The sequence below is a fragment of the Nostoc sp. ATCC 53789 genome (assembly GCF_009873495.1).
Taxonomy (GTDB): Bacteria; Cyanobacteriota; Cyanobacteriia; order Cyanobacteriales; family Nostocaceae; genus Nostoc; species Nostoc muscorum_A.
The window spans coordinates 16,571-43,477 of the sequence record NZ_CP046704.1 but is presented as its reverse complement, the minus strand read 5'-3'; the positions used below and the strand labels follow the sequence as shown (position 1 = coordinate 43,477).

Below are 26,907 nucleotides of genomic sequence, written 5' to 3'. Positions count from 1 at the left end.
GCCGCAGGCATCACAAGCAAGAACTGTGATGTTCACTGAAACTGCGATCGCTAATGTATTGCCCTGGTAGGGGGATAAAGGTAAGCAGTACTCATACAGGGCAACTTACCAGAGATATGGCAACAACTTATACCTAATTTTTTGTGTATAGCTGTCGTAGCCCTTAAGTTCTTGCCGTAAAAATTGCTCCTCAAATTGAATCCGTACAACCAGGATTGTCATGGGAACGATCGTTAGTAGAGATGCTGCTACGGATTCTAACCACAGGGACATACCAACCATCACCAAAATAGCACCTGCATACATAGGATGCCGCACAACGCCGTAAACTCCGGTATCAATCACTGTTTGTTGTCAGTCTGCCTGATGTTTAACCGCAGTTGCTGCAAAGGTATTTACCTTAAACGATAGAGAAATAATCCACCAACCAACGACATACACGACCAATCCCAGTACTGAAACGATCTCGCTTGGTTGAGCAAACAAATGAAATCGGAACACATCTAAGGGAATGAAGCCTATTATACCTAGGAATGTTGCAATCAGTAAGCTGGCAAGAATTTTGTCAGCCAGGGGTTGTGACTCTTGAATGGGTGGTTTGAGCCGTTCCTTGAATAAATCGTCATCTTCTCGGAACACACCCATCATCGTTGCCACAGTGCCAACAATGACAACACCCAAAAACACCCAGGCTCGCCACCAGTTTAACGTCCCTGCGGGCAAGAATAGTAAACCACCGAAGATGACAATATTCCAAATGAGTGCAGTCAAAATCTTGAAAATGAACATGATTCCTTCACCTCTACAACTTTCACCTAAATATCGTTAATTGCTTGAGTTGGTTTAAGTCCCCTTGCGGGGTAATAGGCTTTGGAAACGTCTTCATTAAATGCCCTCATGAGCATATCTTGAGTGTTTCAGTCCCCTTGCGGGGTAATAGGCTTTGGAAACATTCTTTTTTTAGTTATATCCCTGTAGTGTCCAAAACGGTTTCAGTCCCCTTGCGGGGTAATAGGCTTTGGAAACAAAGACCGTTTACACCGTGAGGGTGGTTATGTAAATGGTTTCAGTCCCCTTGCGGGGTAATAGGCTTTGGAAACTACATAGAGAAAGATATATGTGAGATAGAAGAAGATGTTTCAGTCCCCTTGCGGGGTAATAGGCTTTGGAAACATGGGATTATTAAATTCTTTTCAGAATATTCATGGTTGTTTCAGTCCCCTTGCGGGGTAATAGGCTTTGGAAACGATGCGCTAGTAGTTAAAAGATAGTTTTTTTTGTAAAGTTTCAGTCCCCTTGCGGGGTAATAGGCTTTGGAAACCAAAATTCAACAAGTGTCAGCAGAACAACAAAAAGGTTTCAGTCCCCTTGCGGGGTAATAGGCTTTGGAAACTAAATGCCCACTCCAAGCCGTAACTAGCCCCCGCTTGTTTCAGTCCCCTTGCGGGGTAATAGGCTTTGGAAACTCGTAAACGACACTATTGGTAGAGCAACTTTAAACGTTTCAGTCCCCTTGCGGGGTAATAGGCTTTGGAAACCATACTTGGGGAATAACTTTTTGCGTGTATCATCGTGTTTCAGTCCCCTTGCGGGGTAATAGGCTTTGGAAACTCAACACTGTTTGCAACGACATACCCAGCCTCTATGGTTTCAGTCCCCTTGCGGGGTAATAGGCTTTGGAAACTACCCATTCTTCCCTATACTCATCTGGTTTTTCCCACTTATGTTTCAGTCCCCTTGCGGGGTAATAGGCTTTGGAAACGTTCCGAGTCATTCAGAGTAAATCTTTGCTGTTCTGGTTTCAGTCCCCTTGCGGGGTAATAGGCTTTGGAAACGTTCTGCCATTCCGCGAATAGAATCGGCGTGTGTTTGTTTCAGTCCCCTTGCGGGGTAATAGGCTTTGGAAACTGTGGTGAGATTAACAAATTCTTCCCAGTTTTGAGGGTTTCAGTCCCCTTGCGGGGTAATAGGCTTTGGAAACTCCAGCATAGGCATATTCTCTGTAGCTTTAATAAACTGTTTCAGTCCCCTTGCGGGGTAATAGGCTTTGGAAACCCAAGTTTATTCAGAACTGCTGTTATTCCTGATAAGCGTTTCAGTCCCCTTGCGGGGTAATAGGCTTTGGAAACGGGAGGGCTTCAGGCTGAGACAGCTAAAACTGGCAGGCGATCGGTTTCAGTCCCCTTGCGGGGTAATAGGCTTTGGAAACCTAACGATGTTTCAGGTGCAGGAACTAATCTTACAAGTGTTTCAGTCCCCTTGCGGGGTAATAGGCTTTGGAAACTCTGAAGCAGAATTAGTTGTAGCTAGAGCAGCTAAGTTTCAGTCCCCTTGCGGGGTAATAGGCTTTGGAAACCACCTTAATGTATTTACCGCTAGTAGCATCTACTAGTTTCAGTCCCCTTGCGGGGTAATAGGCTTTGGAAACCAGGATAAGCTTTGAATACAATCGGAGCATTAGCCGGTTTCAGTCCCCTTGCGGGGTAATAGGCTTTGGAAACTCGCAAATATTGACCCAGCATGATGTCTTGAATGGTTTCAGTCCCCTTGCGGGGTAATAGGCTTTGGAAACGAAAGCTTGTACAATGCCAATCATTTTGGGATTGGTTTCAGTCCCCTTGCGGGGTAATAGGCTTTGGAAACTTACTTCCAACTCATACAGCTTCTTCACCCTAGCTGTGTTTCAGTCCCCTTGCGGGGTAATAGGCTTTGGAAACCGCTCCATCTGAAACTGTTACGGAGTAAGCTTCCTGGGAAGGTTTTTGACGGATCGAAAAAAAAGGTCATTTTCAGCCCCTCTTATTGCAAGTAATTTGCAACTTTCCTTCGCACTGAAACTATGAAACTATTTACTTGTCAAGGTTCTGGCGATTTTGGCAGATCCCCAGGGTTTTTGACCCCGCTTCGATTTGCCAAATATCAAATTGATTCCATAATCATAAGATGTGTATCTACTATTGTCTATGAGTTTGTGGAGATTGATCTATAAGCCCGTATTCTCGCTCAATCAAACTCAACAATTTCTCTTCGACAGCCGTTAAATAAGGCCGATTCAATTTCCCTAACGACTGCAACAGAGTTTTGACTGTCTCCTCTAGCGAATCGAAATACACCCGATTGATGCGATCGCAAATCACCTGCATCTGCTCACACTCGGCAGGCAAGTATTCGTAAGATTTCAGGTGCTGTAACCCAATGGTGTACTCACCATCCCACATTCTCACGGTGCAACTAAACTCGTTTACTGCGCTGACAATCCCCCAGCATCCAGCCTTACCCCTGAGTTCCGGGTTGTCCTTTACGAGAATTTGGCACACTTCCCCCAACTGGTAGGTATTGGGTACTTGGGTACGCTCCATAATCCTTTGCACCACATCTTTGACGATCCTACCAGTTGGCACTTTACCACCAGCAAGTTCTACTGCCTGTTGCCACACCTCCCACTGTTCTTGAGGTTCTAGCTTTGTTATGGGTCGGACTTGCCCTTCACTGGTAGGCAAAATTTGTGATCTATTTGTTGTCAAATCTTCAGACGGCAAATTTTGACAACAAATTGTTGTCAAATTCTCGTAGACATCAGCTGCTGCAATCAGATAATTTGACTTCTGGCGACTGTGAGCAAAGCGATCGCGGCAATAATCTTCAAATGTGCGGTGGCTTGAACGGTAAAGTCGGCGATCGCGTAATTCTGCCAGCGCTTTCCCTGCCTCAAAAAACGCTCTTTCCACACGGCGCTCTAGGTGAAGGCGATCGCGCTGTTCTTCCTCTGTCAATTCTGGAACTTCAACAGCACTAATCGTAATTGTTGCTGAACCTGGATCTTCTTGCTGGGAGATATCCTCGTTTACAGAGTTAGCTGCTGAAGTTGAATCGGTAGATGCGGCAGAGGTGGCTTTGTTGCGTCTAGAAGGTGGTTTAGGCATAATTCCACCTTTCTAGTTCAATAAGATTTTCTCAGAGTCAACTGCAACGTAAATTTTGGATGTGACAGATAAGTGCGTAGACGTAGCCCAACCTAGACATTGCTCCATAAAGGAGACAAGAGGTAGAAATAAAAGATTGATACTAAGGGAATCAATCATCAAAACGCACCCCTAAATCTAATCCTAAAGCTTGTTCAATCCCGCGCAGAGTTTCTTCAGAAATCCACTGTCTTTTTTCTTGTTCTATTTGATACCAATAAGCAGTAGAAATTCCTGCTGAGGTGGCTAAAACCTGCACTGATCTTCCATCTTTTTCCCTTGCCTCTTTAATTTTTTGAGATAAATCTGGGATTGTAACTTTTATCTGTCTAACAACATCCATCAACATTGGTGTACACGCCTCCATAATTCTAAACTTGTTTTGTATTCTAAAAGTATACACCAGTTGACAACTGCTGTATACAACAGTAGTATAAAAGATATAAATAGAGAAAGCGCCCCCGACTCGCAATCTGAAGCGCTTTCCGTCCCGTTAGGAACTGATTTATTATGACCCACATTATCTACAGCCAACAACAGCTGCAACTGAAATCTATTGCCCGTCTCAAGCAGTGCGATTCGTTACTCAGTAAAACGTCGGTAGCCAGTCCGTAAATAGCTGAGTCAGTAATCACCCGACAATGGGGAAAAGCTGAACTCTCGGTCAGATGTAGGTGAAAGTCCTACCATTCAGACTCAGAATTGACTCCTTACCTGCCCACACCGACTAGACTCGGTTTCTAGAGAGTGAAGCTGGGAACAGGACGCAATCAGACGACCGTTACGGGTTGACACTGGCGTTAACAGGGAGTTCCCAGGGTGAAACAGAGCCTATAAAAGCAATCTAGTCGGAAGCAGGACGTAAGCCTACAAAACCTGACTTCGTTGGAGTTAATTCCCGCCGAATGTTTGCTTGAATATCGGCATGAGTCAAGGGAATCCAGCGGTTGAATTGGCTACACCTAACGGAACGATCAATCTCTCCGAGGGAACGAATAAAAACGAATTGTAGGTCTTGGGGCAGTCGAACCCAGGTAGACCAGACGAGCGGAGGAATCCCCACAATTCGGGTAGGATGCAACGTAATTGTTGCAAGGTGTTCAGAAAATACTATCTAGAGAAGAGCGAAATGATTAGGCACAGCTACACAGCTAGTGAATCGTGGAAAGGAATGCCTTGGAAGAAATTCCGAAGCACCCTATTCCGCCTTCAAAAGAGAATATTTAAAGCGGTTCAAGTTGGAGACAAGCCGAAAGCTAGGTCACTACAAAAACTGATTCTGAAATCCCGTGCAGCTAGATACTTAGCGATTCGGCAAGTAACTCAATTAAATGCTGGCAAAAAGACAGCGGGTATTGATGGCAAAAAGTCCTTAACCTTTGAGGAACGATTTGCACTTGAGGAACTACTCAAATCCAATCATAGTAATTGGCATCACCAAGGATTAAGGGAAATCCCAATTCCTAAAAAGGACGGGACAACCAGATTACTTAAAATACCCTGCATCTCGGACAGAGCTTGGCAATGCCTAGCGAAGTTCGCACTAGAACCAGCACACGAAGCAACTTTTCACGCTCGGAGCTATGGTTTCCGCCCCGGTCGCGGGGCGCACGATGCACAACAGTACATCCAAACAAACCTAAAATCCAGTTCCAACGGAATAAATAAGCGAGTCATAGAACTCGATATTGAAAAGTGCTTTGACCGGATTGACCACAAAATAATCATGGATAGCCTAATATCCCCCAAAGGATTAAAGCTCGGTATATTCCGATGCCTAAAATCGGGCGTAAACCCAGGATTTCCCGACCAAGGGACACCTCAAGGCGGTGTTGTCAGTCCATTGCTCGCAAATATAGCGTTAAATGGGATAGAGAAAATATATCACTACAAAGATGATCATTATCAATACCATGAACCATCTGTAAGATATGCAGATGATATGGTGATAATTCTCAGACCCCAAGACAACGCCGACGAAATACTTGCCAAAATCAGCGAATTTCTAGCACAACGTGGGATGAATGTCAGTGTCAAAAAGACCAAAGTCACCGCCGCGACAGATGGCTTTGATTTCCTCGGCTGGAACTTCAAAGTACAGAAAAACGGAAAACTAAGAAGAACCCCTTCAGTGGAAAACTTCAAGGCATTCCGCAAGAAAGTAAAAGCCATCGTCAACAACTCGAATTATGGAGCCAAGGTCAAGGCTGAAAAACTAGCCCCCTTGGTTAGAGGTTGGAGGCTATACCACCGCTTCTGCAAAATGGACGGGTCAAGGTTCTCACTTTGGTTCCTAAACCACAGAGCGTACACGGTATTTAACAAGGAACCCAAGCAAACACGCCACACCAGCGAGAGGCTGATAGACAAAGCGTTCCCAGCAGTTCCTTACTCCGAAGGCAGACACGTCATGGTTCAGGGCGAAAAGTCACCCTATGACGGAAACATAGCTTACTGGAGTGCGCGTAACAGCAAACTCTATAACGGCGAAACCTCTTTTGCCCTTAAAAGGCAAAACCATACATGTGCTGACTGCGGTCTGAAATTCATAGATGAGGAGCGGGTACACCTGCACCATATAGATGGAAATCACGCCAACTGTCAGAAAAATAATCTTGAAGCATTGCACGAGTCATGCCACGATTACCGACACATGGGCAAAAGCGAATAGCCAAGAACATCGGGAGCCGGATGCACAGAAATGGGCACGTCCGGATCTAAATGAGAGGTGCGGTGGATAATACCACCCATCGACTCAACCAATCTACAGCGAAATCGCCTGTACAGTCGAAGTAAGCGACAAACGCTGTAAGGATGCGTGGATTTCCGCCATTGTTAACTATCAAGCAAGCAAGATTCAGAAACTCACCCCTGCTGCCCCCGACGAACAAGCCCTCGCTCAAGCCGAACTCGACAGCTACATCGCTGACCAAGCCCAAGCCGTAGCTCCCGAACCCCTCACAATAGTCGAAATCTCGTTTGACCATCACGAATATTACGCTGATGACAAACTGATAGCCAGCATCAGCCATGACGACAACCATTTAACCCAACGCTGGGTAGTAATGGTTAACGATAAAGAAATATTCCGTGCCAACACTCTAATGCGTTGCGATCGCTTCATCTGCACTCACTATAAAGATGGCTCATTACCTGTGCAGGAACAACTTGCAACACCCCCCACAACTGAAAACCAAATCATGGTGCATATCTTCAACGAGTGCCAGAATTGTGGGTTTGAAATTCTCGATGATGGCATTTACAACGACAACGGCGTGAAACTGGGGCAAGTCGGATGCATTAACGGTGACTGGTGGGTGATTCAGGGTTATTCAGGTCAGCAGCAGTTTTCTAACTCGGTCTATGATGCAGTGCGATCGCTGTCGATGGCAGATGTGTCTACTGATAGTAAATCCATTTTTGATGAATATTTTTTAGAGCAACCGTTAGAACAGCTAACTGGCAATAAATTGCAGCGCCTGCTGGAAAAAGCGGAGTTAGTAACAGCGTAAGTCTTGGGCTTCGCCTGGGAAAAGGTTAAAGGGTAAGGGGGAAAGGTAAATTTCTTCATTCCCTTCCCCTTTGCCCTTTCCCCCTTTCCCTAATTATTTATTCACCAATCCTCAATTAAATCAATGCAACCAATAATATCAATCCCTCAACACTGGGGCTACCCTCGCTTTGCTTTGGAACAGCGTACAGAACAAGGCACAATTCTGGGACTTTACTACTACCCATCTGGTACAGAATTAGCTGAACAATTTGATGATGGTTGGCGTTATGCTCTGATGCCTAACAAGAATTCTGATGAAATATCGTACTTGAAAGAGGATCAAATTAAACCGCTCACACCAGAAGAATTATTCTCAGAAATTACCGCAGAGATTAAGTTTTACCAACAGCAAATAACAATTCTGCAACAACAGTTAATCGTATTAACCGGAGGTTTCACAAATGCCTAAAACGGTTGACCCCGGTTTTGACCGCAGAGCCAATCATTTGCTGCGTTCGATTCGACTTTGCGGTGGTTGTGTTCCTCTGCACCGTTTGCAATTTCAATTCTCCGATTCAGTAATTCAAACACTACTAGATAGAGAATTGGTGCAAGTACAGAATACGGGACGCGGTTTTTTGTTGGAGATTGCCGAGGATTTTTAGCTATTAATCGAAGAGGAACCAATTATGAAACTTTACGCAAAAACCATTCCACAGACATTACCTAATTGGGCAACTGTCGTTACACAGAGCGCAGATTTGATTGAGTTTGAAATTAATGATGAACACCCAGATTTTCAATCTCTGCTTGAAGAATTAGAGACGGAGATTGAGCCAGGAATTAGGGGTGTGAAAGCGGAAGATTTATGTTCCAGGTTGGGCATTGAAATGTCTAACCCACATCTCCACCACTTAGTTGAACAAGCCCAAACCCTGATATCCCTTATTGCTACGCACCCAAACTACAAACAACTGTTGGACGAGGGATATCAACCTGATTTAAACATTGCTGATGCTCAAACTGCTTTGACTTATCTGCAATGGGAGTTAGAGCAGAATCGATAACTTTCTGTTTAGTAAAAAAGCGATTGCTTGAATATCAGCTTTTCTTCAAGCAATCGTAAAGCACTGAAAGTTTACGCTACAAACCACTAATTATCACATACCCCAACAAAATATGGTTACTGAAATCAAACTAGGTTTATGCAACCCTCCAGAACCCATCTATTTATTTGTCAACCAGGGGGAAGTAGATGGAGAATCTTACGTTTGGTACAAGTTCAATATCAACCAAGATAAGAAAATCCCTGTTGTCCAAAGAGCATTAACCGGGTATTTGTCTGAACTGAGATTGACGACTAAAGAATTTAAAGGCAAGGACAATCTCAAACTCGATATTGTTGTCAGTGCCGATGAACTTTATGTAGTGAGAACTGGTATTGAAACCAATTTTGCCAAAAGCTTCCTTTTAGCTGCCTCATTAATCCAAGATTTCTCCAAACCATTGATTATTGTCGCTAATGCTGGCGACGAGAACACGGTTTTCTGTAACCTTTACGATGCTGCAACCAAAACCAAGATTTACAGGGAATGGAGTAGAGATTTGAATTGGGCAACTATCATTCGTGACATCCAATCTCTATTGGGTGCAACTTCAAACTCGATTCCCGAACCCCCACTGACTCCACCAAAACTTAGTGTAGTTCCTCAACCAGTACATCCTCAAGACTTGCGAGTTAAAAATATTCGCACTTTACTTGATTATCCTCTTGATTTAGTCAAAGAGTGGTTGCAATTTCAGGATGTTGACCGCCCAAGTCTACTTGATATTAACCAGATTAATGAACTAATCAAAACCATGTGTTTGGCTTGGGCAGCAGGCAAGTGTGAATATCCTAATCATGCTGAGTCTTCATATCAAAATCAGGTTGTTGATGCTGTTGCTAAGGGTGCTGATGAATTAACAGCAATCAACGCATGGATGCAGCAGTTACAAACAGCAAAAGCCGGAGCAGTGTAAATCAAAAGTCAGAAGTCAGAATTCAGAATAATTCTGAATTCTGACTCCTGGCTCCTGAATTCTCAACATCAGAGGAATTAACCATGAAAGTCATTGTCACAGTAGTTGAAAAAATCATCAGTGAAGCACACATTGATATCCCTGATGGGCTGAACCAATCCGCAATTAAACAGCACACGTAGACCGCTACAACACTGGGGCAATGTCCACAGATATGAACATCTTTCAAGTGGAATTTGAATCTATCAACGCTCAGATTGTTCAAGAACAATCTTCTACTAAATCTGCACAAATAGGGCAGGTAATCAGATGAGTATCAAATGGACTGATGAAGAACTCGGAATCATTGAAGAAATGGCTTGTCTTTACACTGTCAAACAAATAGCGTATCGGCTAAAGAGAAGAGGATACACACGCTCAACATCAGCTATTCAAAACAAATTGCGCTTTTTAGGATACTCCGCACGTCCAATCCTTGATAACTACAACTGCTGCGAAATCGCCAGGGTTTTACAACTCAATTCGGCTACTGTTTGGACTTGGGTAAAAAAAGGATGGATACGCACAACTCGACGCTCTGGAAGATATCACCAAATCAAGAGTAAAGACTTAAAACGATTTCTTCAGAATCCACCTCAACGCATTAAAAACCGCATTGCTGCCATTGATAAAGAGAAGATCGAATATTTAGTGGGGAAACTCGCATGATTGACCACATTAACACACTGAAAACAATCTGGTATATCTCTCCACCTTGGCGCGAAACAATTCCACCGATTGCAGTTAATTTACTGGAGAGAGTTTTTCTCCGCACAACAAGAACGTTCGGTTACTGCTGCGGTATGCAATGGAAACACGAATGTTGGATTTATTCAATTGATTGCGGTAAAGAAATACTCCACGCTACACAAAACCAAATCATTGGAACTGGAGAGTTAGAAGCCATCAAGGTGCAAAAACCTGCTTTCGTTCTGGGCGAAAGAGTAATCCTCTGTTCTCACGACAAAGGAACAAAGCAACGGCTGATTTTGGGGATTGCGCTGGTGCATAATTCTTGGTTTTACCTTGTTGAATTGATGTCACCAACGTTAATTAAAACACCAACTATATCGAATCGTTTCTCATTAATTGGTGAAAAAAGTTTAGTGCGTGTGAATGCCTGAATCAATTATTTGTTTAATACCCAGGGAATGAATCATGTTGACACATTTTTGGTACGACTCAGAAATTAACCAAATGCCCCAAGATGGAGAAATAGGTAAATATGTTGTACCCAAGGGCTACGTGAATGCAAGTCAGATGTGCAAAGCTAACGGGAAATTCTTGGCTGATTACACGAAGCTAAAGTCTACAAAGCAGTATTTGCAAGCACTTTCTAACGATATGAAGATCCTCATATCGTTATTGGTGATAGATATCCAGGGATATGGAAGTGAACAAAGCACTTGGATTCACCCAGAAATCGCCATTGATTTAGCTCGATGGGTTTCTGTCGAATTCCGCATCTGGGCTAATAGAACTTTGATGAAAGTGATGCTCTCAACCCAAGTAGAGCAAGTATTACAGCAAGAATCACCACATACATTAGCCCCATCCCACGAAGCCGCACAGTTAGCAATGATGTTGGGGGAATTTGCTGGACTAGACAAATCCCTCACTGCCCAGTTAGCAGTTAATGCTGCCACAAAAGTCAACCCCGCACTTAAGCCAGCAGCAGATGAACTAAAAACTGCCATCGCTCAAACAAATGTTGCAGAGGACGCATTTCTCAACCCAACACAAATCGGTGAGGTAGTGGGAATGTCTGCACGGGCTGTTAACCACTGCTTACTAAATTCTGGACTGCAATACAGAACTGATGACAAGAAAATTCCCTATCGTCCTACTGAATCTGGTAAGCAATGGGGGCGGATGGTTCCCGCAGTTGCCAAATCTTCAAACCAAACTGTTTTTCAACTGCGGTGGTTGCCCGAAATAGTAAAAGTCATCTCTCAATAATTCCCTACCTAACTCAACAACAATTATGAACACTCTACGAAAAACTTTGGCAGAAAAATATGGTCTTGTTGCTGATATTATGCACGACGATTATTTTTTTGTTCAGCTACCAGATAACGAAGATCATTCACTTAAGTTTTTAGAGAGTAATTTACCAGAGTGTATTCGGGTTGAACTTGCAGAATGTTTCGCTGGTGGTGTGATTGCAGCTTGGGAAGTCCCGTTATTTTTACTCCCCCAAGTGTTACAGCAAGCTCATGATTTTGTTGTTGAGTATTGGGAGCAAGTATCTCAACAAACATGAAGTCTTCTCACCAACCAAAACTAACAGCAATTGTCTTCAGAATACTTTCTTTTATTGGAGAAAAGTACCATGCGACAACTCAATTTATTCACTGAATCAATGCCAGTTTTACCAGTCATCTACTACCCCGATTTCTTAAGCCTTGAACAAGCAAACGAACTCTACCAACACTGTCTGAAACTGGAGTGGCAACAGAATCAAATCAGGATCGCGGGTAAAACAATGCCTGTCCCCCGCTTGGAGTGCATTTACGGTGATGCCGGATGTGATTACCTTTACTCAAATAGCGTGTTTTTAAAACCCCTGACTTGGACAGACAGTCTGGCTAACTTACGGGACAGAATCACTGCGTTGACAGGTTACAAATTCCGCATCGTCATCGGAAATCAATACCGCAGTGGACAGGATTCGATTGGTTGGCACGCTGACAACGAAGCATCGATGGGATTCAACCCTGCGATCGCTTCCCTGAGCCTCGGTGGTGTTCGCAAATTCCAAATCAAACCGAGAGATGGCAAACCAACAGATTTCTGGCTGGAACACGGGAGCTTGCTTGTGATGCACCCTGGCTGTCAGTCTACTCATCTGCACCAAGTCCCCAAAACCAACAAAGTAGTTAGCACGCGAATTAATCTCACGTTTCGACCGCACACAGGCGGGAGACGAGAGGGGTAAGGGGGAAAGGGCAAAGGGGAAAGGAATTGTTCTCACTCCTTTAACCCTTACCCTTTAAGCTTTTCCCTTTCTCAAGTCTAAAAGAGTCTCAAAGCGGCATGACCCATAGTGCCGCTTCATTTCCATGCGTCAAAAAACAGAGGGAATATGCGTATAATCGAATCTGATTCTCACTTCAAACACTTACAAGAATGGCTCTTCAGTGGTGTTGACGAAGAAATATTTCACTTAAATGTGCGATCGCTCTACAGAACTTTACCTTACGAATACTTGCTCTACAGTCCCAAAATCTCCCGTCGTAATGATGGACGACTGCGCGATCGCGATTTAAAGAAGTACCAGCACATTGAATTAGGCGGCTGGTGGTGCAGTGGCGTTGACCCGCTCAACAACTACGTCCTAATGATGTGGGGCTGTTTCAAACCTGACCATCCCCGACGCGATCACCAGAAGATCCACAAGTTTATCAAGTACGAACATCCTTACAGAGAAGAGACACGCGCTTTCTTCCTCCTAGTGCCGAATCGCATTTGGGTGAAAGTCTCCAATCGTAGCGGCATTCCCATCACTGAGGAAGACTTACAGCATCCTGGCGGTTTCTGGCACTGGGTTTGGAGGCATAACGTACCAGTCACAATTGTCGAAGGGGTCAAAAAAGCGGGGGCATTACTGACTGCTGGTTATGCTGCGATCGCTATCCCCGGTGTCAACGCTGGATACCGCACACCTACTGATGAGTACGGTACAACTAATGGCAAACCATACCTCATCCCCGACTTGAAACATTTCGCAACACAGGGGAGACAGGTTAATATTTGCTTTGACCAGGACAACAAACCTGAGACAGTCCAGCGAGTCAGAACCGCTATCAGTCGTATGGGACGGTTGCTGGTAAACGAGGGCTGTTCGCTGCGAGTGATTGATTTACCGTTAGGTGCAGAGAAAGGGGTTGATGATTTTATCGTTGCCAAAGGGCAGCCGGCATTTGACGGACTTTATAATACGGCTGTTGCATTGGAGTTGTGGGAAATCAAGCTGTTCACCCTGCTGACTTACCCGCCAGCGATCGCACTCAATCAAAGATTCTTGGGCCAGCTTCTCGTCCCCGAAGGTGAAAAACTGATTGTTCTCAAAGCGCCAAAGGGAACGGGTAAAACCCAATGGCTGTCTACTGAGGTGGCGAAAGCGCATGACCTTGGACGTAGGGTGTTAATCATCACCCATCGGATTCAACTTGGTGAGGCATTATGCGATCGCTTTGGTGTTAACTATGTTACCGAAGTCCGCACGAATGAAACAGGCACATTATTGGGATATGGGGTGTGCGTTGATTCACTGCATCAAGAAAGTCAGGCGCGATTCAACCCTAACGATTGGTCAAATGATGTGATTATTATTGATGAATGTGACCAAGTTTTCTGGCATTTGCTCAACTCTGGTACAGAAGTGCAAAAGCGGCGTGTGTCCGTTCTCAAAAACCTCAAGCAACTGGTACAAAATGTTTTGGGCAGCAGTCAGGGAAAGATTTACCTATCAAGCGCTGATGTGTCCGATACTGATGTGAAGTATGTTTTATCACTTGCTGGAGAATATCGGCTTAATCCATTCGTCATCGTCAACAATTATCGGCACATAGCAGGCAACTGTTACAACTACTCTGGCAATAACCCGAAAAATCTCATTGCTGCGTTGGACAAAGCGATTTCTAAAGGTGGACATCATTTACTCTGCTGCTCTGCTCAGAAAGCCAAGTCAAAATGGGGAACCCAGGCACTTGAGGAACGTTTTCGCCGCAAATTCCCTCACTTACGAATACTGAGAATTGACAGCGAATCTGTTGCAGACCCCTCTCATGCTGCTATGGGGTGTATTTCTCACCTGAACGAAATTCTGACCGAGTATGATTTAGTTATCGCCTCACCCAGTCTTGAAACTGGGGTATCCATCGACATTGAAGGACACTTTGATGGTGTATGGGGGATTTTTCAGGGAGTGCAGCCGGTTAACTCTGTGCGTCAAATGTTGGCAAGGGTTAGGGAAACAGTTGACCGTCACATTTGGGTCAGAGAGTGGGGGATGTCGGTTGTGGGCAATGGTTCCACATCCATAGGGGGATTGCTCAGAAGTCAACACGTTGCAACACAGGCGAACATTGCGCTGTTGTCGGCGGCGGATAATGACGACTACAGCTATATTGACCAGAACTTCCAGCCCGAATCTTTGCAGACTTGGGGCAAGCGGGGTTCTGTGATTAACGTTGAGATGCGGCGCTATAGAGAATCTGTGCTTGCGGGTTTGGTCGAGGATGGGTACACCGTTATCGATGCCTCGGATGCTGATGATGACGAGAGTGGGGCAGTAATCGAGTCGGTTAAAGCGGCATCTGTTGAATTGTATGCTGCTGAGTGTCAGGCGATCGCACAAGCTGATGAACTCTCTGGGGCTGAACTCAAGAAGCTACAAGACAAACGGGCGAAAACGAAAACCGAACGACATCAGCAGCGCAAGGCGGAATTATCCCGTCGCTACGAAATTGATGTTACCCCTGAGCTTGTGGAGAAAGATGACGATGGCTGGTATCCTCAATTGCGGATGCACTATTATTTGACGCTGGGGCGAGAGTTTCTGACCAACCGTGATGCCAAAAGAGCTGCATCGCAGTTAGAGGCTGGGGAGAATTCGATTTGGAAACCTGACTTTAACAAGGGGCAGTTATTGCCTGCTGTACTGTTACTGGAAAATCTGAATCTGTTGCAGTTTCTTACACCAGACGTTCAGTTACGGGGAAGTGACGAAAAGATGGTGGAGTTTAAGGCACTGGCTGTAACGCATCGGCACGTTATCAAGAATTACTTGAATGTTTCCATTTCTGAAAAACTGACCCCGGTTGCGATCGCACAGAAATTACTTGCCAAAATTGATTTGAAGTTGGATTATGTTGGTCGATTGGGCAAGCGTGAAAATCGGGAGTGCGTTTACCAGTTTGTTGCCCCTGATGATCAGCGTGATTCAATTTTTGGACAGTGGCTCAATCGAGATGAAGCATTAAATCGTGAGTCGGTGTCAGTCATGAATAATATAGTGTTAACCACACCCGTCAGTGACACGACACCTATTGATATTCCCCAAACAGTTACCCAGGTGGAAAATCCTGTTGCCCAAGGCTGGAAAGGGCTGAAACTGAAAATGCAGCAAGGTTTGGACAACGCTGGTCATTTCTACCAACAGCTAGTCTCCACAATCGGCAAAGCTATCGGTGTTGCTGATGGGGAGCCTTACTGGAATGGGTATTTGGGACAATGGCAGGTTTGGGTTAAGTTTGCAGACGAGTGTAGGTCTGTGGTGTGTGATTGGTTGGTGGCGGTGTAGTAAACTAAAAAGCAATGATACCTCTGATTAGCGAGGTCGATTTTCTCGCCCGTGATAGATGCGTAAGATTACAACATCATCTTCAAGAATAACGTAGTGAATTATAAAGCCGTATTTTCCAAAAAAAACTACAAGTTTTCGTAATCCTGCTATCTCATCGACAATCGCACCTCGATGGGGATTTTCTTGTAGACTTTCACCCGAAGAGACAATTGCTTGTACTGCCCGTGCTGCTGCATCAACATTATTAAGTTTGATAAAATCGTAGTGACGATTTAAGTCATCAATCGCCGTTTGCGTCCAAACTATCTGGGACATGGACGTTCTTCATCGCTTCCTAAAGAGTCTGCCCATTCACGCACACGCTCATGTGCTACTCCTGTACCTGTTCTACGGTATGCTTCCAGAGCTTTACGGCTTTGCTCAACCATTTGCGCTTGGGTCAGTGGCTGGAAATTTAATGTTGTATCTATTTCACCGTAATCATAGATTTCTTCTATACTTTGAGTAGATTCATGACTCAGTAACTGTTCAAAATCTTCTAAGTCTCCATCAGTTACAGTCAACCATGTTTTGAGCAGACTTTTTACCTGCTCCCCTGGCAATACCTCAAGATGCTCTAAAATTTGCTGTTTAATATTGTTGGCTGTCATATAGTATTTGATTTTTGTCGCAAAACATTAGAATTCAACGTAATACCTGCATACCTAATTCTAACTATGCCCTTGAAAAAAACAATTGTGTGTTCGTTCTCTTCTGAGTCGCTTAAAGTGACTTCACAAGGTTTGTTTTAACCCAAGATTGAACCTGAACCGACTTCCCACTGATGTTTGAGCAATTCTTGGTAAGTCTTTTCCCTTATCATCATCTGCTTATACAGCATCTGCAAAAATTCTTGAGCTTGTTCACGGGACATCTGCTGCACTTGATCCGCGAAAGTTCTAAGGCTAAATTCTTGTTCTAAAGATAATTCAATGGGTTGGTTCATAGCTTTTATTTGAGTTTGCTTGTGTAAGCAAATATTGCTTTATATAAATAAATGTTACGATAGCTTTACAAAAGGTGAAGGGGTGTAAACCGTACCGATGTAGGTTAGAAATGCCGTATCTGCTGCTGGAAACCTTGATATCACTCCATTGTGCCAACCCAAGTAAAAACTTAAGTTCTAAAGTTTCTTACTAAGAGGTTTTTAAAAGCATTTTTAGCCTCTGCTTGCGGCTGGCGATCGCTGGCGGGCGAAACAGCGCCATCGCTCTTGGAGAAGATGGGCAATACAATTATTCCTTTGGGCAAGAGTGGTGAGTGTTACGGCGTGATGCTGGAGTTTGAGGATGTGATAGATGACAAACAAATATTGCTCAACTGGTGACAATACTTCTTGGTTAAGGGGGAAGGGGAAAGAAAAAACCTTTAACCCAAACCCAGTATCCTTTACCCAAAATCCGATTCCGAATTAAAAATTCACAAAGCGAGAAGTATTGCAATTGGTGACAGATGCACCACAGTGGACTGAATGGATGGCGTGAGAAAGTTGCCATCGCTTACCAAAAGAATTTGCATTGAGCAAAATAGATGCGAGATGCTAAAAATAGCACCCCGCAAACCTGACCACTTGGTAACTTGCTCCCGCGCTAACTCCGATTAACCAACCACAAAATTGTTGTTAGTTAGTGACAATCCAGTAGATAGTTGTGCGAATTTTACTTGAGTAAACTCAGAAGCACTGCCATCAAAGTCAAAGAACAATCCACCTGTAACGCTGTTATAGATAAATCGCTGAGTATTAGTGGTTGCAGATGCTCCGATGGTAAACTGACTTGTCTGAAGTGTACCGATTAATAACTCGTTATCAAAAATAGCAGCTGATACCTGAATCAATTCATTACTGGCGTTGAAGTCATAAACACGATCAACATTTGCATAGTAATTAGTATTGAAAACAAAGGTATCAATACCATCCCCACCATAAAAGATATCATTACCCTCGCCACCTGTAAGGATATCGTCACCAGCACCACCATTGAGAGTGTTGTTGCCATTCGTGTTAGAAGCGGAAAGATAATCATTACCATCGCCACCATCTAACAGATTATTGCCTCTTGAATAGTCGTTAATACTTAAGTAATCATTACCAGCACCACCTTTGAGGGTGTTATTGCCTAGTAAGTTGTTGTCGTAGATACTAAGAGAATCATTGCCATCGCCCCCAGACAGTAGGTTATTACCTTTTGAATACTCAATATACAAGGTATCATCCCCAGTGCCACCATTGAGAGTGTTGTTGCCATTCGTGTTAGAAGCAGAGAGATAATCATTATCATCGCCCCCATTAAGCACTTTACTTGTTGAACCGCTAGCATTCAAGGTATCATCCCCAGTGCCACCATTGAGAGTGTTGTTGCCATTCGTGTTAGAAGCAGAGAGATAATCATTACCATTGCCCCCATCCAACAGGTTATTGCCTGTTGAACCGTCAGCATTCAAGGTATCATCCCCAGTGCCACCATTGAGAGTGTTGTTGCCAAACGAGCGAGATTCGTATGTGATAGAGAGGTCGCGGGGTGAGTATTCGTCTTCGTAGGGGGTGTATTCATAGTAGCCAGAGGTCGAGAGAAAATCATTGCCCTCGCCCCCATCCAATAGGTTATTGCCTAATGAACCGCTACCATACAAGGTATCATCACCAGTACCACCGATGAGGGTATTATTGCCAAACGAGCGAGAGTCGTAGTTTTGGTAGGCATTTCCTTGGTAGTAGCCAGAGGTAGAGAGAAAATCATTGCCCTCGCCTCCATCCAATAGGTTATTGCCTAATGAACCGCTACTATACAAGGTATCATCACCAGTACCACCGATGAGGGTGTTATTGCCAAATGAGCTAAGGTCATTGCTGTCTGGGTAGGAGGTAGATCGATAGCCAGAGGTGGAGAGAAAATCATTGCCATCCTCCCCAGAGAGTAGGTTATTGCCTGTTGAATAGTCAGCATTTAAGGTATCATCCCCAGCGCCACCACTAAGGGTGTTATCGCCTGTTGAAAATTCAACATTCAAGTAATCGTTACCAGTACCACCAACGAGGGAGTCATTGTCCGTACTACCAACAAGAGTATCATTGCCCGCGCCACCAGCAAGAGTATCATTGCCCGCACCACCTCTGAGCAGGTCGTTTCCACTCAAGCCGTCAATGATGTCATCGCCACCCTGACCATTGATGACATCATCTGAATTATTAAAGCCGTTAACATTATTGTTCAGGTCGTTAAGGAAAGTGACTGTGTTCTTGTTGAAAATAGTACTTTGGGTAGAGTTTGCATTCAAGACATCAAAGCTATCCGTGATGCTAGTTTGCCCATAAAATAGGATATTGCCCAAGTTGACAGTAGCACCAGTAGATTTGCTGAGGTTTTCTAGGTTTTCCAGGGCAAAGTTTTGCAGGATGATTTTGGCATCAGCCACCCCTTCAAAGGTGATTTCTAGATTGTTGCTATTCTGGGTCAGCGCTAGATTTCGAGCAGTAAAACCATAGTTCCCAACGAAATTTAGGGTATCTACTTCAGCAATGACTGCTGCTGAGGGGTTTACACCTTTACCTACTCCACCAAAATCGCTGATAGTATAATAAGTAGTATCGTAGTTGTAAATGTCATTACCACCTCCACCAGTCAGGGTGTTGTCGTAACCGCCATTGGCGTACAAGGTATCATTACCTTTCGTTCCAATAATATTTGCCATACTTTTACTTCCCTCAATCGATTTTTTCAGTAATTTCAATTTTGAAGATAGCTGTAGTGGGACTTAAACAAAAAGTAGCCCGAAAAGAGCCTAAAACCTATATGCCGATGTATATTTTCCTTAGCTTGCATGGGTTTCAGGCTTGTTTCTGCCTCAAAAATGTTTAAGTTGCGTTAGTGCTGTTTCGGGCACAAACGCCTCCTAAAATTTGATGTTGTCGGCATACTTTTCTCCGTCACCTTTGGTAAATATTTTTCTCAAAAATTTAGCCATAAAAGAATGGCTTGTAGTAACCTGACACTGACCATATACTATCGTATTTACTTAGATGTCTTTGTTTCCAGACACATCTTTGCATATTCTTCACATTATTTACTGATAAATTTACGTAAAAATATTTTGATTTATGTGCTATTAATGTACAGTTTTTTCCTCTTGCTAAAGGCTATTACCAATTGGATAGCGTTTGTAACCAAGGAATTTCCGATCGCAGACATTACTGCTTCTGCCTCCAAAGCACAAATCAATCACATGACCTTGGTTCTCAAAAATTCTCCAATTCTTGAGATTATATAGAATGTTACATATATACCTACGCTTTATTTTCGAGCGGTGGTTAAATCGGGATGAAGCGTCAAACTGTGATTCGGTGTCAGTCAGCAATAATATAAGTACAACTACACCAGTCATTGACACCACTCCCCAGGATATTCCTCAAACACTCACGCCCGTGGAAAGTCCTGTTACCCAAGGATGGAAGGGGCTGAACCTGAAAATGCGCCTTGGACTCGACAGCGCTGATCAGTTCTACCAACAGCTAGTCTTCACAATCGGCAAAGCTATCGGTGTTGCTGATGGGGAGCTTTACTGGAATGGGTATTTGGGGCAGTGGCAGGTTTGGGTTAAGTTTGCAGACGAGTGTAGGTCTGTGGTGTGCGATTGGTTGGTGGGGGTGTAGTAAACTAAAAAGCAATGATACCTCTGATTAGCGAGGTCGATTTTCTCGCCCGTGATAGATGCGTAAGATTACAACATCATCTTCAAGAATAACGTAGTGAATTATAAAGCCGTATTTTCCAAAAAAAACTACAAGTTTTCGTAATCCTGCTATCTCATCGACAATCGCACCTCGATGGGGATTTTCTTGTAGACTTTCACCCGAAGAGACAATTGCTTGCATGATGATGTGTCTATATGACTTAAAGCTTCAACATGACCTATCAAATCTACAGGAAAGTCGTTCACAAAACTGGCAGTTGAATGCAAAACTCGCTGCCTTTACCTAACTGAGATTGTACTTCTAAGCTACCACCATGTTTTTCGACGACAATTTGCCGAGCGATTGCCAATCCTAAACCTGTTCCTTTACCTATGCCTTTAGTTGTGAATAGATGGTCAAAGATTCTCACTTTTACATCTTCGCTCATGCCCTTACCGTTATCTGCAATCCAGACGAACGCTTGATTTTCTACTATTGCCGTACGAATCTTGATTTGTTGGGGATGATCTGCAATTTCTTGATATGATTGCGTCCTTGCCATTTCATCAAACATATCAATGGCATTAGCCAGGATGTTCATAAATACTTGATTTAACTGCCCTGGAAAACATTTAATAGCAGGTAACTCACCGTACTCAGTAATTACTTGAATTGCGGGGCGATGCTCATTAGCTTTGAGGCGATATTTCAAGATTAACAGCGTGCTGTCAATGCCTTCGTGCAGGTTAGCACTAAGTTTATACTCAGTATCAGCACGGGAGAAGATACGCAGGCTAGTGCTGATAGATGTGATGCGATCGCTTGCATCCTGCATAGAGTTAAGTAACTTTGGTAAATCCTGACAAAGATATTCTAAATCAATGTTTTTTGCCTTTTTCTGTACGGGTGCAGCGGCATCGGGATGATATTGTTGATATAGGGCGATATAGTCAAGTAAATCCTGTGCATATTCTTGAGCATTGCTGATGCTGCCATTAAGAAAGCCGATGGGGTTGTTAATTTCGTGGGCGACACCTGCAACTAAGTTACCCAAGGATGCCATTTTTTCACTCTGGACTATTTGCAATTGTGATTTTTCTAATTGTTGAGCATAAGTTTGCGCTTTTTGATAAAGTCGAGCATTTTCTAGAGAAATAGCCGCCTGAGTGCAGAGGAAGTTCAGGACAAAGAGGCGATCGCTAGTAAATACTCCACTAGTTGAGCGATTTTTTAAAGATACAATCCCAATTAACTGCCCGTGGCTAATAATTGGTAAGCATAACAAACTCTTTGGTTGTTTATGGGTGAGATATTCATCTATGACGGGTAAATCAGTTTTGAGATTGTCAATCATCACGACTTGTTGAGTGTTCTTGACATACTGAATCAATTTCACAGGTAGGTTGAGATTACCATCGAGTAGTTCTGAACAAAGTTGTGTGGTTTCTGGTGTAGCTATAGCGACAACTTGCCATTCACCATCGGCATTAGGACAGATTAAAGCACAGCGATCGCCACCTGAGTTTTGGAGAATAATTTGGGTGAGTTGATGTAATAACTCATCAAGTTGCAGAGTGGCAGATAGACTTTGAGAAGCCTTGATAATAGTGGCAACATCAAGAGAATTATTGATGTTTGTCCTCTGAGGAAGGCTAGAATCTATCGAGGTATGGAGAGAAACATCAGGTGCAATTTTGCTCGTCAAGCTTTCCCACACGTTCAGGGGTTGGGATACCGACTGGAGAATCGGACGCAGTAAATGGGGATAGCGACGAGCTAGATCGTCAGTTTTAGCTGAGCTACCCCAACGGGCATAGCAGTAGTAAGCTTCCTGCATATAGACAGCAGCAATTTTTTCTTTGCGCCAACCGAGGTAGAATTTGGCAGCAAGTTCATTGGCGATCGCTTGTTCTGGGATATAGCCATTTTCTTGAGCTAGAGAAATAGCGCGATCATAGAAATCTATTGCTTGCTGTGGATGTCCTAAAACACGCTGTTCTTCAGCACAAATCAAATCATATCGGTGCTGGCAATTCATGGGTGCATAGGTAGCCCAATTTTGCAGCTTTTCTTTAGCATCCGCAATTAATGTCCATAACTCATCCGGTTGAGAATTTTCGGCTAAATTTGCTGATAGCTGGGTGAAAGAGGCTAAAGCTGTATAAAAATAAAGTGTTGGCACATTTAGCATCCCAGTACCGCCACCAGCATTCAGCTTTGATTGTTGACAATGATAGAGCGTCTGGTCATGGCACTCAAATAAATAGGTTAATGTTACTTTGCACATATGGAAATGCCATAACCCCGTTTTGTCGTTGGCTTTTTCCAGATTTGCCAAAGTTATCCCTTCATCAAAAATTGTGCCTACTAATTTGGTTGTGTTCTCACATTTTCCTAAGAGATTGGCAACGGTTTGGTGGACGATATGCAGGTAGCCTAAGAATGCTTGTTGTTTGATGTTTGCCAAGCCTATGCTGTAAGCCTGACATTCTGTTTCTAAAGCTGTGAGTTCTTTACCGACAAAATAAGCATGAAAAGCGTAGGTATAACCAGAATAGCCAGCATAAGCAAGAGCGCCAACTTTTAGTCCCAGGGTATAGGCTTCTTGTAATGGCTGGAGAGTTGTCGCCGCATTTTTCACCCAGTGAACAGTAAATTTGCTGGTCATGTATAAAACTTTAGCGGCATATTCTTGATTATTAAATTTATCTACTAACTGTAAAGCCAGTTGACCAAATTCATAACCTGTTGTAATGTCACCAACTACACCACAAAGTAATAATCCATAAACCACATATCCAAAGCTGGAGGCAGGAATATTACCGTGGGTGACTGATAGCTGCACCTGCTGACAGCAAATTAAAGGATACAGGGATGGAGATGCTAAGTAAGTAGGACCACTAATTTGAACTAACATTCGCAGCAGTGCTTGGAACTGAGGCGAAGTCATCACAGGTAAGTTTAACAGCTCATCTGTGGAACGTCCTGCTAATTGCTGTCGGGTTTGTTGGAGAAAATCAACAAAATCTTGTTTATTCGGCTGACTGGGAAATTCAATTCCAAAAGATTTGAGAAAGTTTAAACCCGTGGTGACAGCTTTAGTAAATTCACCAAGGCTTGTGTAAGCATCAATTTTAATTTCATACACCTTGGCAGCATCCAACAAACTCCGAGCTTGTTGCAAGACAATTTCCGCCAAAGTTTCCATCTGCACCAAATCTGTATTGAGATAAGCAGCCTCAGCCGCGCTACTATAGCAGGCTAATGCCAAATCATACTGAGTTTGCCAGCTATCAGTCGGCAGCAAATTACAGGCATATTGTAAGCAATAGGTAGCAGTATCGTAGGCAGTGGTAGTGATCGCTTTTCGTCCGGCTCTTAAATTTAGCTCTACCAGCCTTGCTTGCTCTAGGGGATCGCTGATGAGCTTACAGCCAATATTCAATTGGTTGACGATATCAAAAATTTGCTCCTCTAATTGTTCTGCTGATGTATGGTTTAATACATGACGACCAATTGTCAGATGCACAACCTGTTTCTCCTGTTGGGGAATCAGGGAATAAGCAGCTTGCTGGACGCGATCGTGGAGGAATTTGTAAGCAACACTAATCCCATCCGTGTAGTTATCATTTAAATCATTTCCTTGAAAAAACTTGTAGGTTTCACTGATGGGTAAAATTAATCCTTCCTGCAACCCTTTCCACAAGTCAGTTGCCACCTGCTGCGGCAATTGCTCCGAGACGATCGCCAGAGTACTCAAGTCAAATTGATTACCGATACAGGCTGCCAGTTTGAGGATATTCTGAGTCTCATCAGGTAATTTTTGCAACTGCTTGGCCATGAACTCCACAACATCATCGGTTAATGCAGCCTCGCGTACCTGAGTAATATCACATTGCCAATGTCCAGCCTGGATATTAAAGGTAATGAATTGATCTTGATGCAGAGTTTTGAGAAATTGCGTCGCAAAAAAGGGATTCCCCTGGGTTTTTTGATAGACTAATTCTGCTAGAGGTTGTGCCAAGACTTCAGCACATTTGAGCATATCTGCCACTAACTGATTCAGGCTGCTTCTACTCAAAGATGCTAAGGTAATTCTGTTGACTGTAGCTCCTACCTTGCTGACTTCATTTAAGGTCAGTATTAACGGATGGCCGGAAAAAACTTCGTTATCCCGATAAGCCCCAATCAGCAGTAAATACCCCTGTTCCCGCTCACTCATCAACAACTGCATCAATTTTAAGGATGCGGAATCTGCCCATTGCAAGTCATCTAAAAACATCACCAAAGGATGTTCTTTTGTCGTAAAGACTTGAGTAAACTTCTGGAACAGCAAATTAAACCGATTCTGTGCCGCCGTACCCGATAGTTCTGTTACGGGCGGTTGTGTGCCAATGATACGTTCCAATTCAGGGATGACATCAATGATTACTTGGGCGTTGTCTCCCAAAGGCTCAAGAATCCTGGCTTTCCATGCTTGTATTTGGGTATCTGATTCCGAAAGTAACTGTCCAATTAAATTCCGAAATGCTTGGAGAAAGGCACCCAAGGGGATATTGCGATTGTACTGGTCAAATTTACCTTTGATGAAATAGCCCCGTTGCCGCACAATGGGTTTATGAACTTCATTCACAACCGCCGTCTTCCCAATTCCAGAGAAACCAGCTACTAAGAGTAATTCTGAGTTACCGTTGCTGACTCGCGCAAAAGCATCTAAGAGTGTCTGAACTTCTGTTTCTCGTCCATAGAGTTTTTCCGGGATGGTGAAGCGATCGCATATATCTCGCTCCCCAATTACAAACGCTGCAATCTTCCCTGTTGTCTTCAATTGCTCCAAACAAATTGCCAAATCATGCTTCAAGCCCAAAGCACTTTGGTAGCGTTCTTCGGCATTTTTGCTCATCAACTTGGCGACAATTTGAGCGATCGCCTCTGGTATTTCTGAGTTAATTTCATCTACCCTGGGTGCAGGTTTGGCAATGTGACTATGCACCAGTTCTAAAGGATCATCGCCAGCAAAAGGTAACTGTCCCGTCAACAATTCAAACAAAGTCACCCCTAAACTATAAAAGTCTGTACGGTAGTCAACGCCCCGATTCATCCGCCCGGTTTGCTCTGGTGCAATATAGGCTAATGTGCCTTCTAAGACATTTGGGTGCTTGATTTCTTCGTTTTCTTTCGGTAATAGGGAAGCTATACTAAAATCAATTAGTTTGACTTGTTGCGATTCTGGATGAATCAAAATATTTGCAGGTTTGATGTCCTTATGAATTACCCGATGCTGATAAAGCTCATGGAGAATTTCGGCTAGTTGCAGGGCGATCGCCAGTGTATCTAATAGTGTTAACTGATGGCTGCGATTGTATTTTGATAGCGCCACACCGCCAAAATCTTCCATCACTAGGGCATAGCTATTACGATATGGTATCAGGCGATCGGGACGAATCACACCAGAAATATTCAAATTTTTGGCAATAGTATATTGGTTGCGAAAACGTAACAATTCACTGAAGCTGGGATAATCTTGTTGCAACAATTTCATGACAACCTGACGCTGGCTTAATTCTTCCACTGCTTGATAAACAATCGTTCGAGAACCCACATATAATTGCTCAACGATCTCATAGCCAGGAATGTTGGGTAATGGATTTGCGTAGGTGCTTGCCGCCAGTGTCATATTATTAGTCAAAAGCATTTAGGGAATTTATCTCATTGTTATAATTCCCTCAAAATTGAGAAATTCAACTATTACATCCCATTATGTATTAAAACTTTAAAATTGGTTAAATAATGCTTAACCCTATTTTATTACTTTCGCAGTAATATAAAAAAGGAAAAAAACTAGAACGTAAGCACAGAGCATGGTAGAGCCTCGTTCACCCATAAAAACGATCAAATTTGTAGACGAATATTGCCAGCGTCTAGAACTAATTTTAGAAGTCATAAATGGTAGACTAATAATTAAAATTATTGACGAAACTGGAGATAAAAAGAATGTTTATCAACAGATTATGTCAAAAGGCAGTATATAGAAAACTTAGGAAAGGTTGAGAATGGAATTGTAGTCGTTACATCACATGGCGTATCCTGTGGAATGACAAATAGTGTAATTCATCTCATCACCTTTGGGGCAATATAAACCCTAAGTTATTTGATACGGCATTTGGTAACGTAGCCACAAGGCTTTCAGGTTCTAAAAATTAGAGGGGTTCAATTGGTACGAATAAAAGTAGTGGATCTGGTCTGCAAAATCCGCTCTTTTTAGATTAAAGTCAATTTTTTTTCTGAAACATAGTCTGAGTATGATTTTCAGGCGACGCATGGCAGCAAAATGCGTCTTGGCTACTTTTACCCCAATAACTCCAGTAGCTTT

At 43.3% G+C, this 26,907-nt stretch carries 25 protein-coding genes, 1 pseudogene and 1 CRISPR repeat array; of the genes and pseudogenes, 14 read left to right on the top strand and 12 right to left on the bottom strand.

The features are described from left to right. Positions 1 to 105: 105 nt before the first annotated feature. The 4 genes from GJB62_RS30410 to GJB62_RS30395 form a co-directional block, all read right to left on the bottom strand. The gene (locus GJB62_RS30410; RefSeq protein ID WP_114082152.1) at positions 106 to 345 is read right to left on the bottom strand and encodes an isoprenylcysteine carboxylmethyltransferase family protein; all 240 of its coding nucleotides are present in this window, start codon (positions 343 to 345) and stop codon (positions 106 to 108) included. Positions 346 to 354: 9 nt separating this feature from the next. Continuing rightward, positions 355 to 789: a hypothetical protein gene (locus tag GJB62_RS30405; protein WP_114082151.1), complete on the bottom strand. Its 435-nt coding sequence runs from the start codon at positions 787 to 789 to the stop codon at positions 355 to 357. Between the two features lie 52 nt (positions 790 to 841). Further along, positions 842 to 2,717: a CRISPR direct-repeat array (repeat unit 37 nt; unit sequence GTTTCAGTCCCCTTGCGGGGTAATAGGCTTTGGAAAC). A 237-nt stretch (positions 2,718 to 2,954) separates the two neighbouring features. Then, positions 2,955 to 3,923, bottom strand: a complete 969-nt coding sequence (locus GJB62_RS30400) for a hypothetical protein (protein ID WP_114082150.1) — start codon at positions 3,921 to 3,923, stop codon at positions 2,955 to 2,957. Between the two features lie 151 nt (positions 3,924 to 4,074). Next, positions 4,075 to 4,329 carry a helix-turn-helix transcriptional regulator gene (locus GJB62_RS30395; RefSeq protein ID WP_225892776.1) on the bottom strand — a complete coding sequence of 85 codons (255 nt, stop codon included), beginning with the start codon at positions 4,327 to 4,329 and terminating at the stop codon, positions 4,075 to 4,077. 762 nt (positions 4,330 to 5,091) lie between these two features. Between GJB62_RS30395 and GJB62_RS30390 the strand changes: the two genes are divergently transcribed. Then, positions 5,092 to 6,633, top strand: a complete 1,542-nt coding sequence (locus GJB62_RS30390; protein WP_114082193.1) for a reverse transcriptase domain-containing protein — start codon at positions 5,092 to 5,094, stop codon at positions 6,631 to 6,633. A gap of 46 nt (positions 6,634 to 6,679) precedes the next feature. Here GJB62_RS30390 and GJB62_RS30385 read toward each other — a convergent pair whose 3' ends face one another. Further along, complete coding sequence (locus GJB62_RS30385) at positions 6,680 to 6,901, bottom strand: hypothetical protein (RefSeq protein WP_147262502.1); 222 nt, start codon at positions 6,899 to 6,901, stop codon at positions 6,680 to 6,682. A gap of 126 nt (positions 6,902 to 7,027) precedes the next feature. On the opposite strand from GJB62_RS30385, the gene GJB62_RS30380 reads away from it, so the two are divergent. The 11 genes from GJB62_RS30380 (at position 7,028) to GJB62_RS30325 (ending at position 15,823) form a co-directional block, all read left to right on the top strand. After that, a complete protein-coding gene (locus tag GJB62_RS30380) occupies positions 7,028 to 7,474 on the top strand; it encodes a hypothetical protein (RefSeq protein ID WP_245246242.1) in 447 nt (148 codons plus the stop codon). A gap of 123 nt (positions 7,475 to 7,597) precedes the next feature. Then, positions 7,598 to 7,924, top strand: coding sequence for a hypothetical protein (locus GJB62_RS30375; protein ID WP_114082148.1), 327 nt, complete (start codon positions 7,598 to 7,600; stop codon positions 7,922 to 7,924). Beyond that, complete coding sequence (locus GJB62_RS30370; RefSeq protein WP_114082147.1) at positions 7,917 to 8,120, top strand: hypothetical protein; 204 nt, start codon at positions 7,917 to 7,919, stop codon at positions 8,118 to 8,120. Before GJB62_RS30375 ends, GJB62_RS30370 begins: the two co-directional genes overlap by 8 nt. A 24-nt stretch (positions 8,121 to 8,144) precedes the next feature. Beyond that, positions 8,145 to 8,522: a hypothetical protein gene (locus GJB62_RS37195; protein WP_181852846.1), complete on the top strand. Its 378-nt coding sequence runs from the start codon at positions 8,145 to 8,147 to the stop codon at positions 8,520 to 8,522. A 112-nt stretch (positions 8,523 to 8,634) separates the two neighbouring features. After that, complete coding sequence (locus GJB62_RS30360; protein ID WP_114082146.1) at positions 8,635 to 9,477, top strand: hypothetical protein; 843 nt, start codon at positions 8,635 to 8,637, stop codon at positions 9,475 to 9,477. A 309-nt stretch (positions 9,478 to 9,786) separates the two neighbouring features. Then, a complete protein-coding gene (locus GJB62_RS30350; protein ID WP_114082145.1) occupies positions 9,787 to 10,185 on the top strand; it encodes a hypothetical protein in 399 nt (132 codons plus the stop codon). After that, positions 10,182 to 10,640 (top strand): DUF1392 domain-containing protein, encoded by a 459-nt coding sequence (locus GJB62_RS30345; RefSeq protein WP_114082144.1) that lies wholly within the window; start codon positions 10,182 to 10,184, stop codon positions 10,638 to 10,640. Before GJB62_RS30350 ends, GJB62_RS30345 begins: the two co-directional genes overlap by 4 nt. 34 nt (positions 10,641 to 10,674) lie before the next feature. Further along, positions 10,675 to 11,475, top strand: a complete 801-nt coding sequence (locus GJB62_RS30340) for a KilA-N domain-containing protein (RefSeq protein ID WP_114082143.1) — start codon at positions 10,675 to 10,677, stop codon at positions 11,473 to 11,475. A gap of 25 nt (positions 11,476 to 11,500) precedes the next feature. Beyond that, the gene (locus tag GJB62_RS30335) at positions 11,501 to 11,779 is read left to right on the top strand and encodes a hypothetical protein (RefSeq protein ID WP_114082142.1); all 279 of its coding nucleotides are present in this window, start codon (positions 11,501 to 11,503) and stop codon (positions 11,777 to 11,779) included. 69 nt (positions 11,780 to 11,848) lie between these two features. Then, complete coding sequence (locus GJB62_RS30330) at positions 11,849 to 12,454, top strand: alpha-ketoglutarate-dependent dioxygenase AlkB (protein WP_114082141.1); 606 nt, start codon at positions 11,849 to 11,851, stop codon at positions 12,452 to 12,454. 147 nt (positions 12,455 to 12,601) lie between these two features. Further along, complete coding sequence (locus tag GJB62_RS30325) at positions 12,602 to 15,823, top strand: plasmid replication protein, CyRepA1 family (RefSeq protein ID WP_114082140.1); 3,222 nt, start codon at positions 12,602 to 12,604, stop codon at positions 15,821 to 15,823. Positions 15,824 to 15,850: 27 nt separating this feature from the next. On the opposite strand, the gene GJB62_RS30320 is transcribed toward GJB62_RS30325, so the two are convergent. The 5 genes from GJB62_RS30320 to GJB62_RS30300 all read right to left on the bottom strand — a co-directional run bounded on the left by GJB62_RS30320 (position 15,851) and on the right by GJB62_RS30300 (position 19,555). Further along, positions 15,851 to 16,141 (bottom strand): type II toxin-antitoxin system RelE/ParE family toxin, encoded by a 291-nt coding sequence (locus GJB62_RS30320; protein ID WP_114082139.1) that lies wholly within the window; start codon positions 16,139 to 16,141, stop codon positions 15,851 to 15,853. Then, on the bottom strand, positions 16,129 to 16,476 hold the full coding sequence (locus tag GJB62_RS30315; protein WP_114082138.1) for a hypothetical protein: 348 nt from the start codon (positions 16,474 to 16,476) through the stop codon (positions 16,129 to 16,131). The genes GJB62_RS30320 and GJB62_RS30315 overlap by 13 nt, the downstream gene beginning before the upstream one ends. A 137-nt stretch (positions 16,477 to 16,613) precedes the next feature. Next, complete coding sequence (locus GJB62_RS30310) at positions 16,614 to 16,811, bottom strand: NblA/ycf18 family protein (protein ID WP_114082137.1); 198 nt, start codon at positions 16,809 to 16,811, stop codon at positions 16,614 to 16,616. A gap of 213 nt (positions 16,812 to 17,024) precedes the next feature. Then, positions 17,025 to 17,195 (bottom strand): hypothetical protein, encoded by a 171-nt coding sequence (locus GJB62_RS30305; RefSeq protein ID WP_159402623.1) that lies wholly within the window; start codon positions 17,193 to 17,195, stop codon positions 17,025 to 17,027. Positions 17,196 to 17,464: 269 nt separating this feature from the next. Next, positions 17,465 to 19,555 carry a calcium-binding protein gene (locus tag GJB62_RS30300; RefSeq protein ID WP_114082136.1) on the bottom strand — a complete coding sequence of 697 codons (2,091 nt, stop codon included), beginning with the start codon at positions 19,553 to 19,555 and terminating at the stop codon, positions 17,465 to 17,467. A 577-nt stretch (positions 19,556 to 20,132) separates the two neighbouring features. On the opposite strand from GJB62_RS30300, the gene GJB62_RS30295 reads away from it, so the two are divergent. Next, positions 20,133 to 20,513 (top strand): hypothetical protein, encoded by a 381-nt coding sequence (locus GJB62_RS30295; protein WP_114082134.1) that lies wholly within the window; start codon positions 20,133 to 20,135, stop codon positions 20,511 to 20,513. Between the two features lie 27 nt (positions 20,514 to 20,540). Here the strand turns inward: GJB62_RS30295 and GJB62_RS30290 are convergent, their stop codons facing one another. Continuing rightward, positions 20,541 to 20,735 (bottom strand): type II toxin-antitoxin system RelE/ParE family toxin, encoded by a 195-nt coding sequence (locus GJB62_RS30290; protein ID WP_190964918.1) that lies wholly within the window; start codon positions 20,733 to 20,735, stop codon positions 20,541 to 20,543. Between the two features lie 61 nt (positions 20,736 to 20,796). Further along, a complete protein-coding gene (locus GJB62_RS30285) occupies positions 20,797 to 26,211 on the bottom strand; it encodes an ATP-binding sensor histidine kinase (protein WP_114082133.1) in 5,415 nt (1,804 codons plus the stop codon). A 184-nt stretch (positions 26,212 to 26,395) separates the two neighbouring features. On the opposite strand from GJB62_RS30285, the pseudogene GJB62_RS30280 reads away from it, so the two are divergent. Continuing rightward, positions 26,396 to 26,634 (top strand): annotated as a pseudogene (locus GJB62_RS30280) (IS701 family transposase); the annotation flags it as partial. Between the last annotated feature and the right edge of the window lie 273 nt (positions 26,635 to 26,907).

Coding starts and splice junctions, on each gene's coding strand:
- GJB62_RS30405 (WP_114082151.1), bottom strand. CDS start 789: ATGTTCATTTTCAAGATTTTGACTGCACTCATTTGGAATATTGTCATC.
- GJB62_RS30400 (WP_114082150.1), bottom strand. CDS start 3,923: ATGCCTAAACCACCTTCTAGACGCAACAAAGCCACCTCTGCCGCATCT.
- GJB62_RS30395 (WP_225892776.1), bottom strand. CDS start 4,329: ATGGAGGCGTGTACACCAATGTTGATGGATGTTGTTAGACAGATAAAA.
- GJB62_RS30390 (WP_114082193.1), top strand. CDS start 5,092: ATGATTAGGCACAGCTACACAGCTAGTGAATCGTGGAAAGGAATGCCT.
- GJB62_RS30380 (WP_245246242.1), top strand. CDS start 7,028: ATGGTTAACGATAAAGAAATATTCCGTGCCAACACTCTAATGCGTTGC.
- GJB62_RS30375 (WP_114082148.1), top strand. CDS start 7,598: ATGCAACCAATAATATCAATCCCTCAACACTGGGGCTACCCTCGCTTT.
- GJB62_RS30370 (WP_114082147.1), top strand. CDS start 7,917: ATGCCTAAAACGGTTGACCCCGGTTTTGACCGCAGAGCCAATCATTTG.
- GJB62_RS37195 (WP_181852846.1), top strand. CDS start 8,145: ATGAAACTTTACGCAAAAACCATTCCACAGACATTACCTAATTGGGCA.
- GJB62_RS30360 (WP_114082146.1), top strand. CDS start 8,635: ATGGTTACTGAAATCAAACTAGGTTTATGCAACCCTCCAGAACCCATC.
- GJB62_RS30350 (WP_114082145.1), top strand. CDS start 9,787: ATGAGTATCAAATGGACTGATGAAGAACTCGGAATCATTGAAGAAATG.
- GJB62_RS30345 (WP_114082144.1), top strand. CDS start 10,182: ATGATTGACCACATTAACACACTGAAAACAATCTGGTATATCTCTCCA.
- GJB62_RS30340 (WP_114082143.1), top strand. CDS start 10,675: ATGTTGACACATTTTTGGTACGACTCAGAAATTAACCAAATGCCCCAA.
- GJB62_RS30335 (WP_114082142.1), top strand. CDS start 11,501: ATGAACACTCTACGAAAAACTTTGGCAGAAAAATATGGTCTTGTTGCT.
- GJB62_RS30330 (WP_114082141.1), top strand. CDS start 11,849: ATGCGACAACTCAATTTATTCACTGAATCAATGCCAGTTTTACCAGTC.
- GJB62_RS30325 (WP_114082140.1), top strand. CDS start 12,602: ATGCGTATAATCGAATCTGATTCTCACTTCAAACACTTACAAGAATGG.
- GJB62_RS30320 (WP_114082139.1), bottom strand. CDS start 16,141: ATGTCCCAGATAGTTTGGACGCAAACGGCGATTGATGACTTAAATCGT.
- GJB62_RS30315 (WP_114082138.1), bottom strand. CDS start 16,476: ATGACAGCCAACAATATTAAACAGCAAATTTTAGAGCATCTTGAGGTA.
- GJB62_RS30310 (WP_114082137.1), bottom strand. CDS start 16,811: ATGAACCAACCCATTGAATTATCTTTAGAACAAGAATTTAGCCTTAGA.
- GJB62_RS30300 (WP_114082136.1), bottom strand. CDS start 19,555: ATGGCAAATATTATTGGAACGAAAGGTAATGATACCTTGTACGCCAAT.
- GJB62_RS30295 (WP_114082134.1), top strand. CDS start 20,133: ATGTTACATATATACCTACGCTTTATTTTCGAGCGGTGGTTAAATCGG.
- GJB62_RS30290 (WP_190964918.1), bottom strand. CDS start 20,735: ATGCAAGCAATTGTCTCTTCGGGTGAAAGTCTACAAGAAAATCCCCAT.
- GJB62_RS30285 (WP_114082133.1), bottom strand. CDS start 26,211: ATGACACTGGCGGCAAGCACCTACGCAAATCCATTACCCAACATTCCT.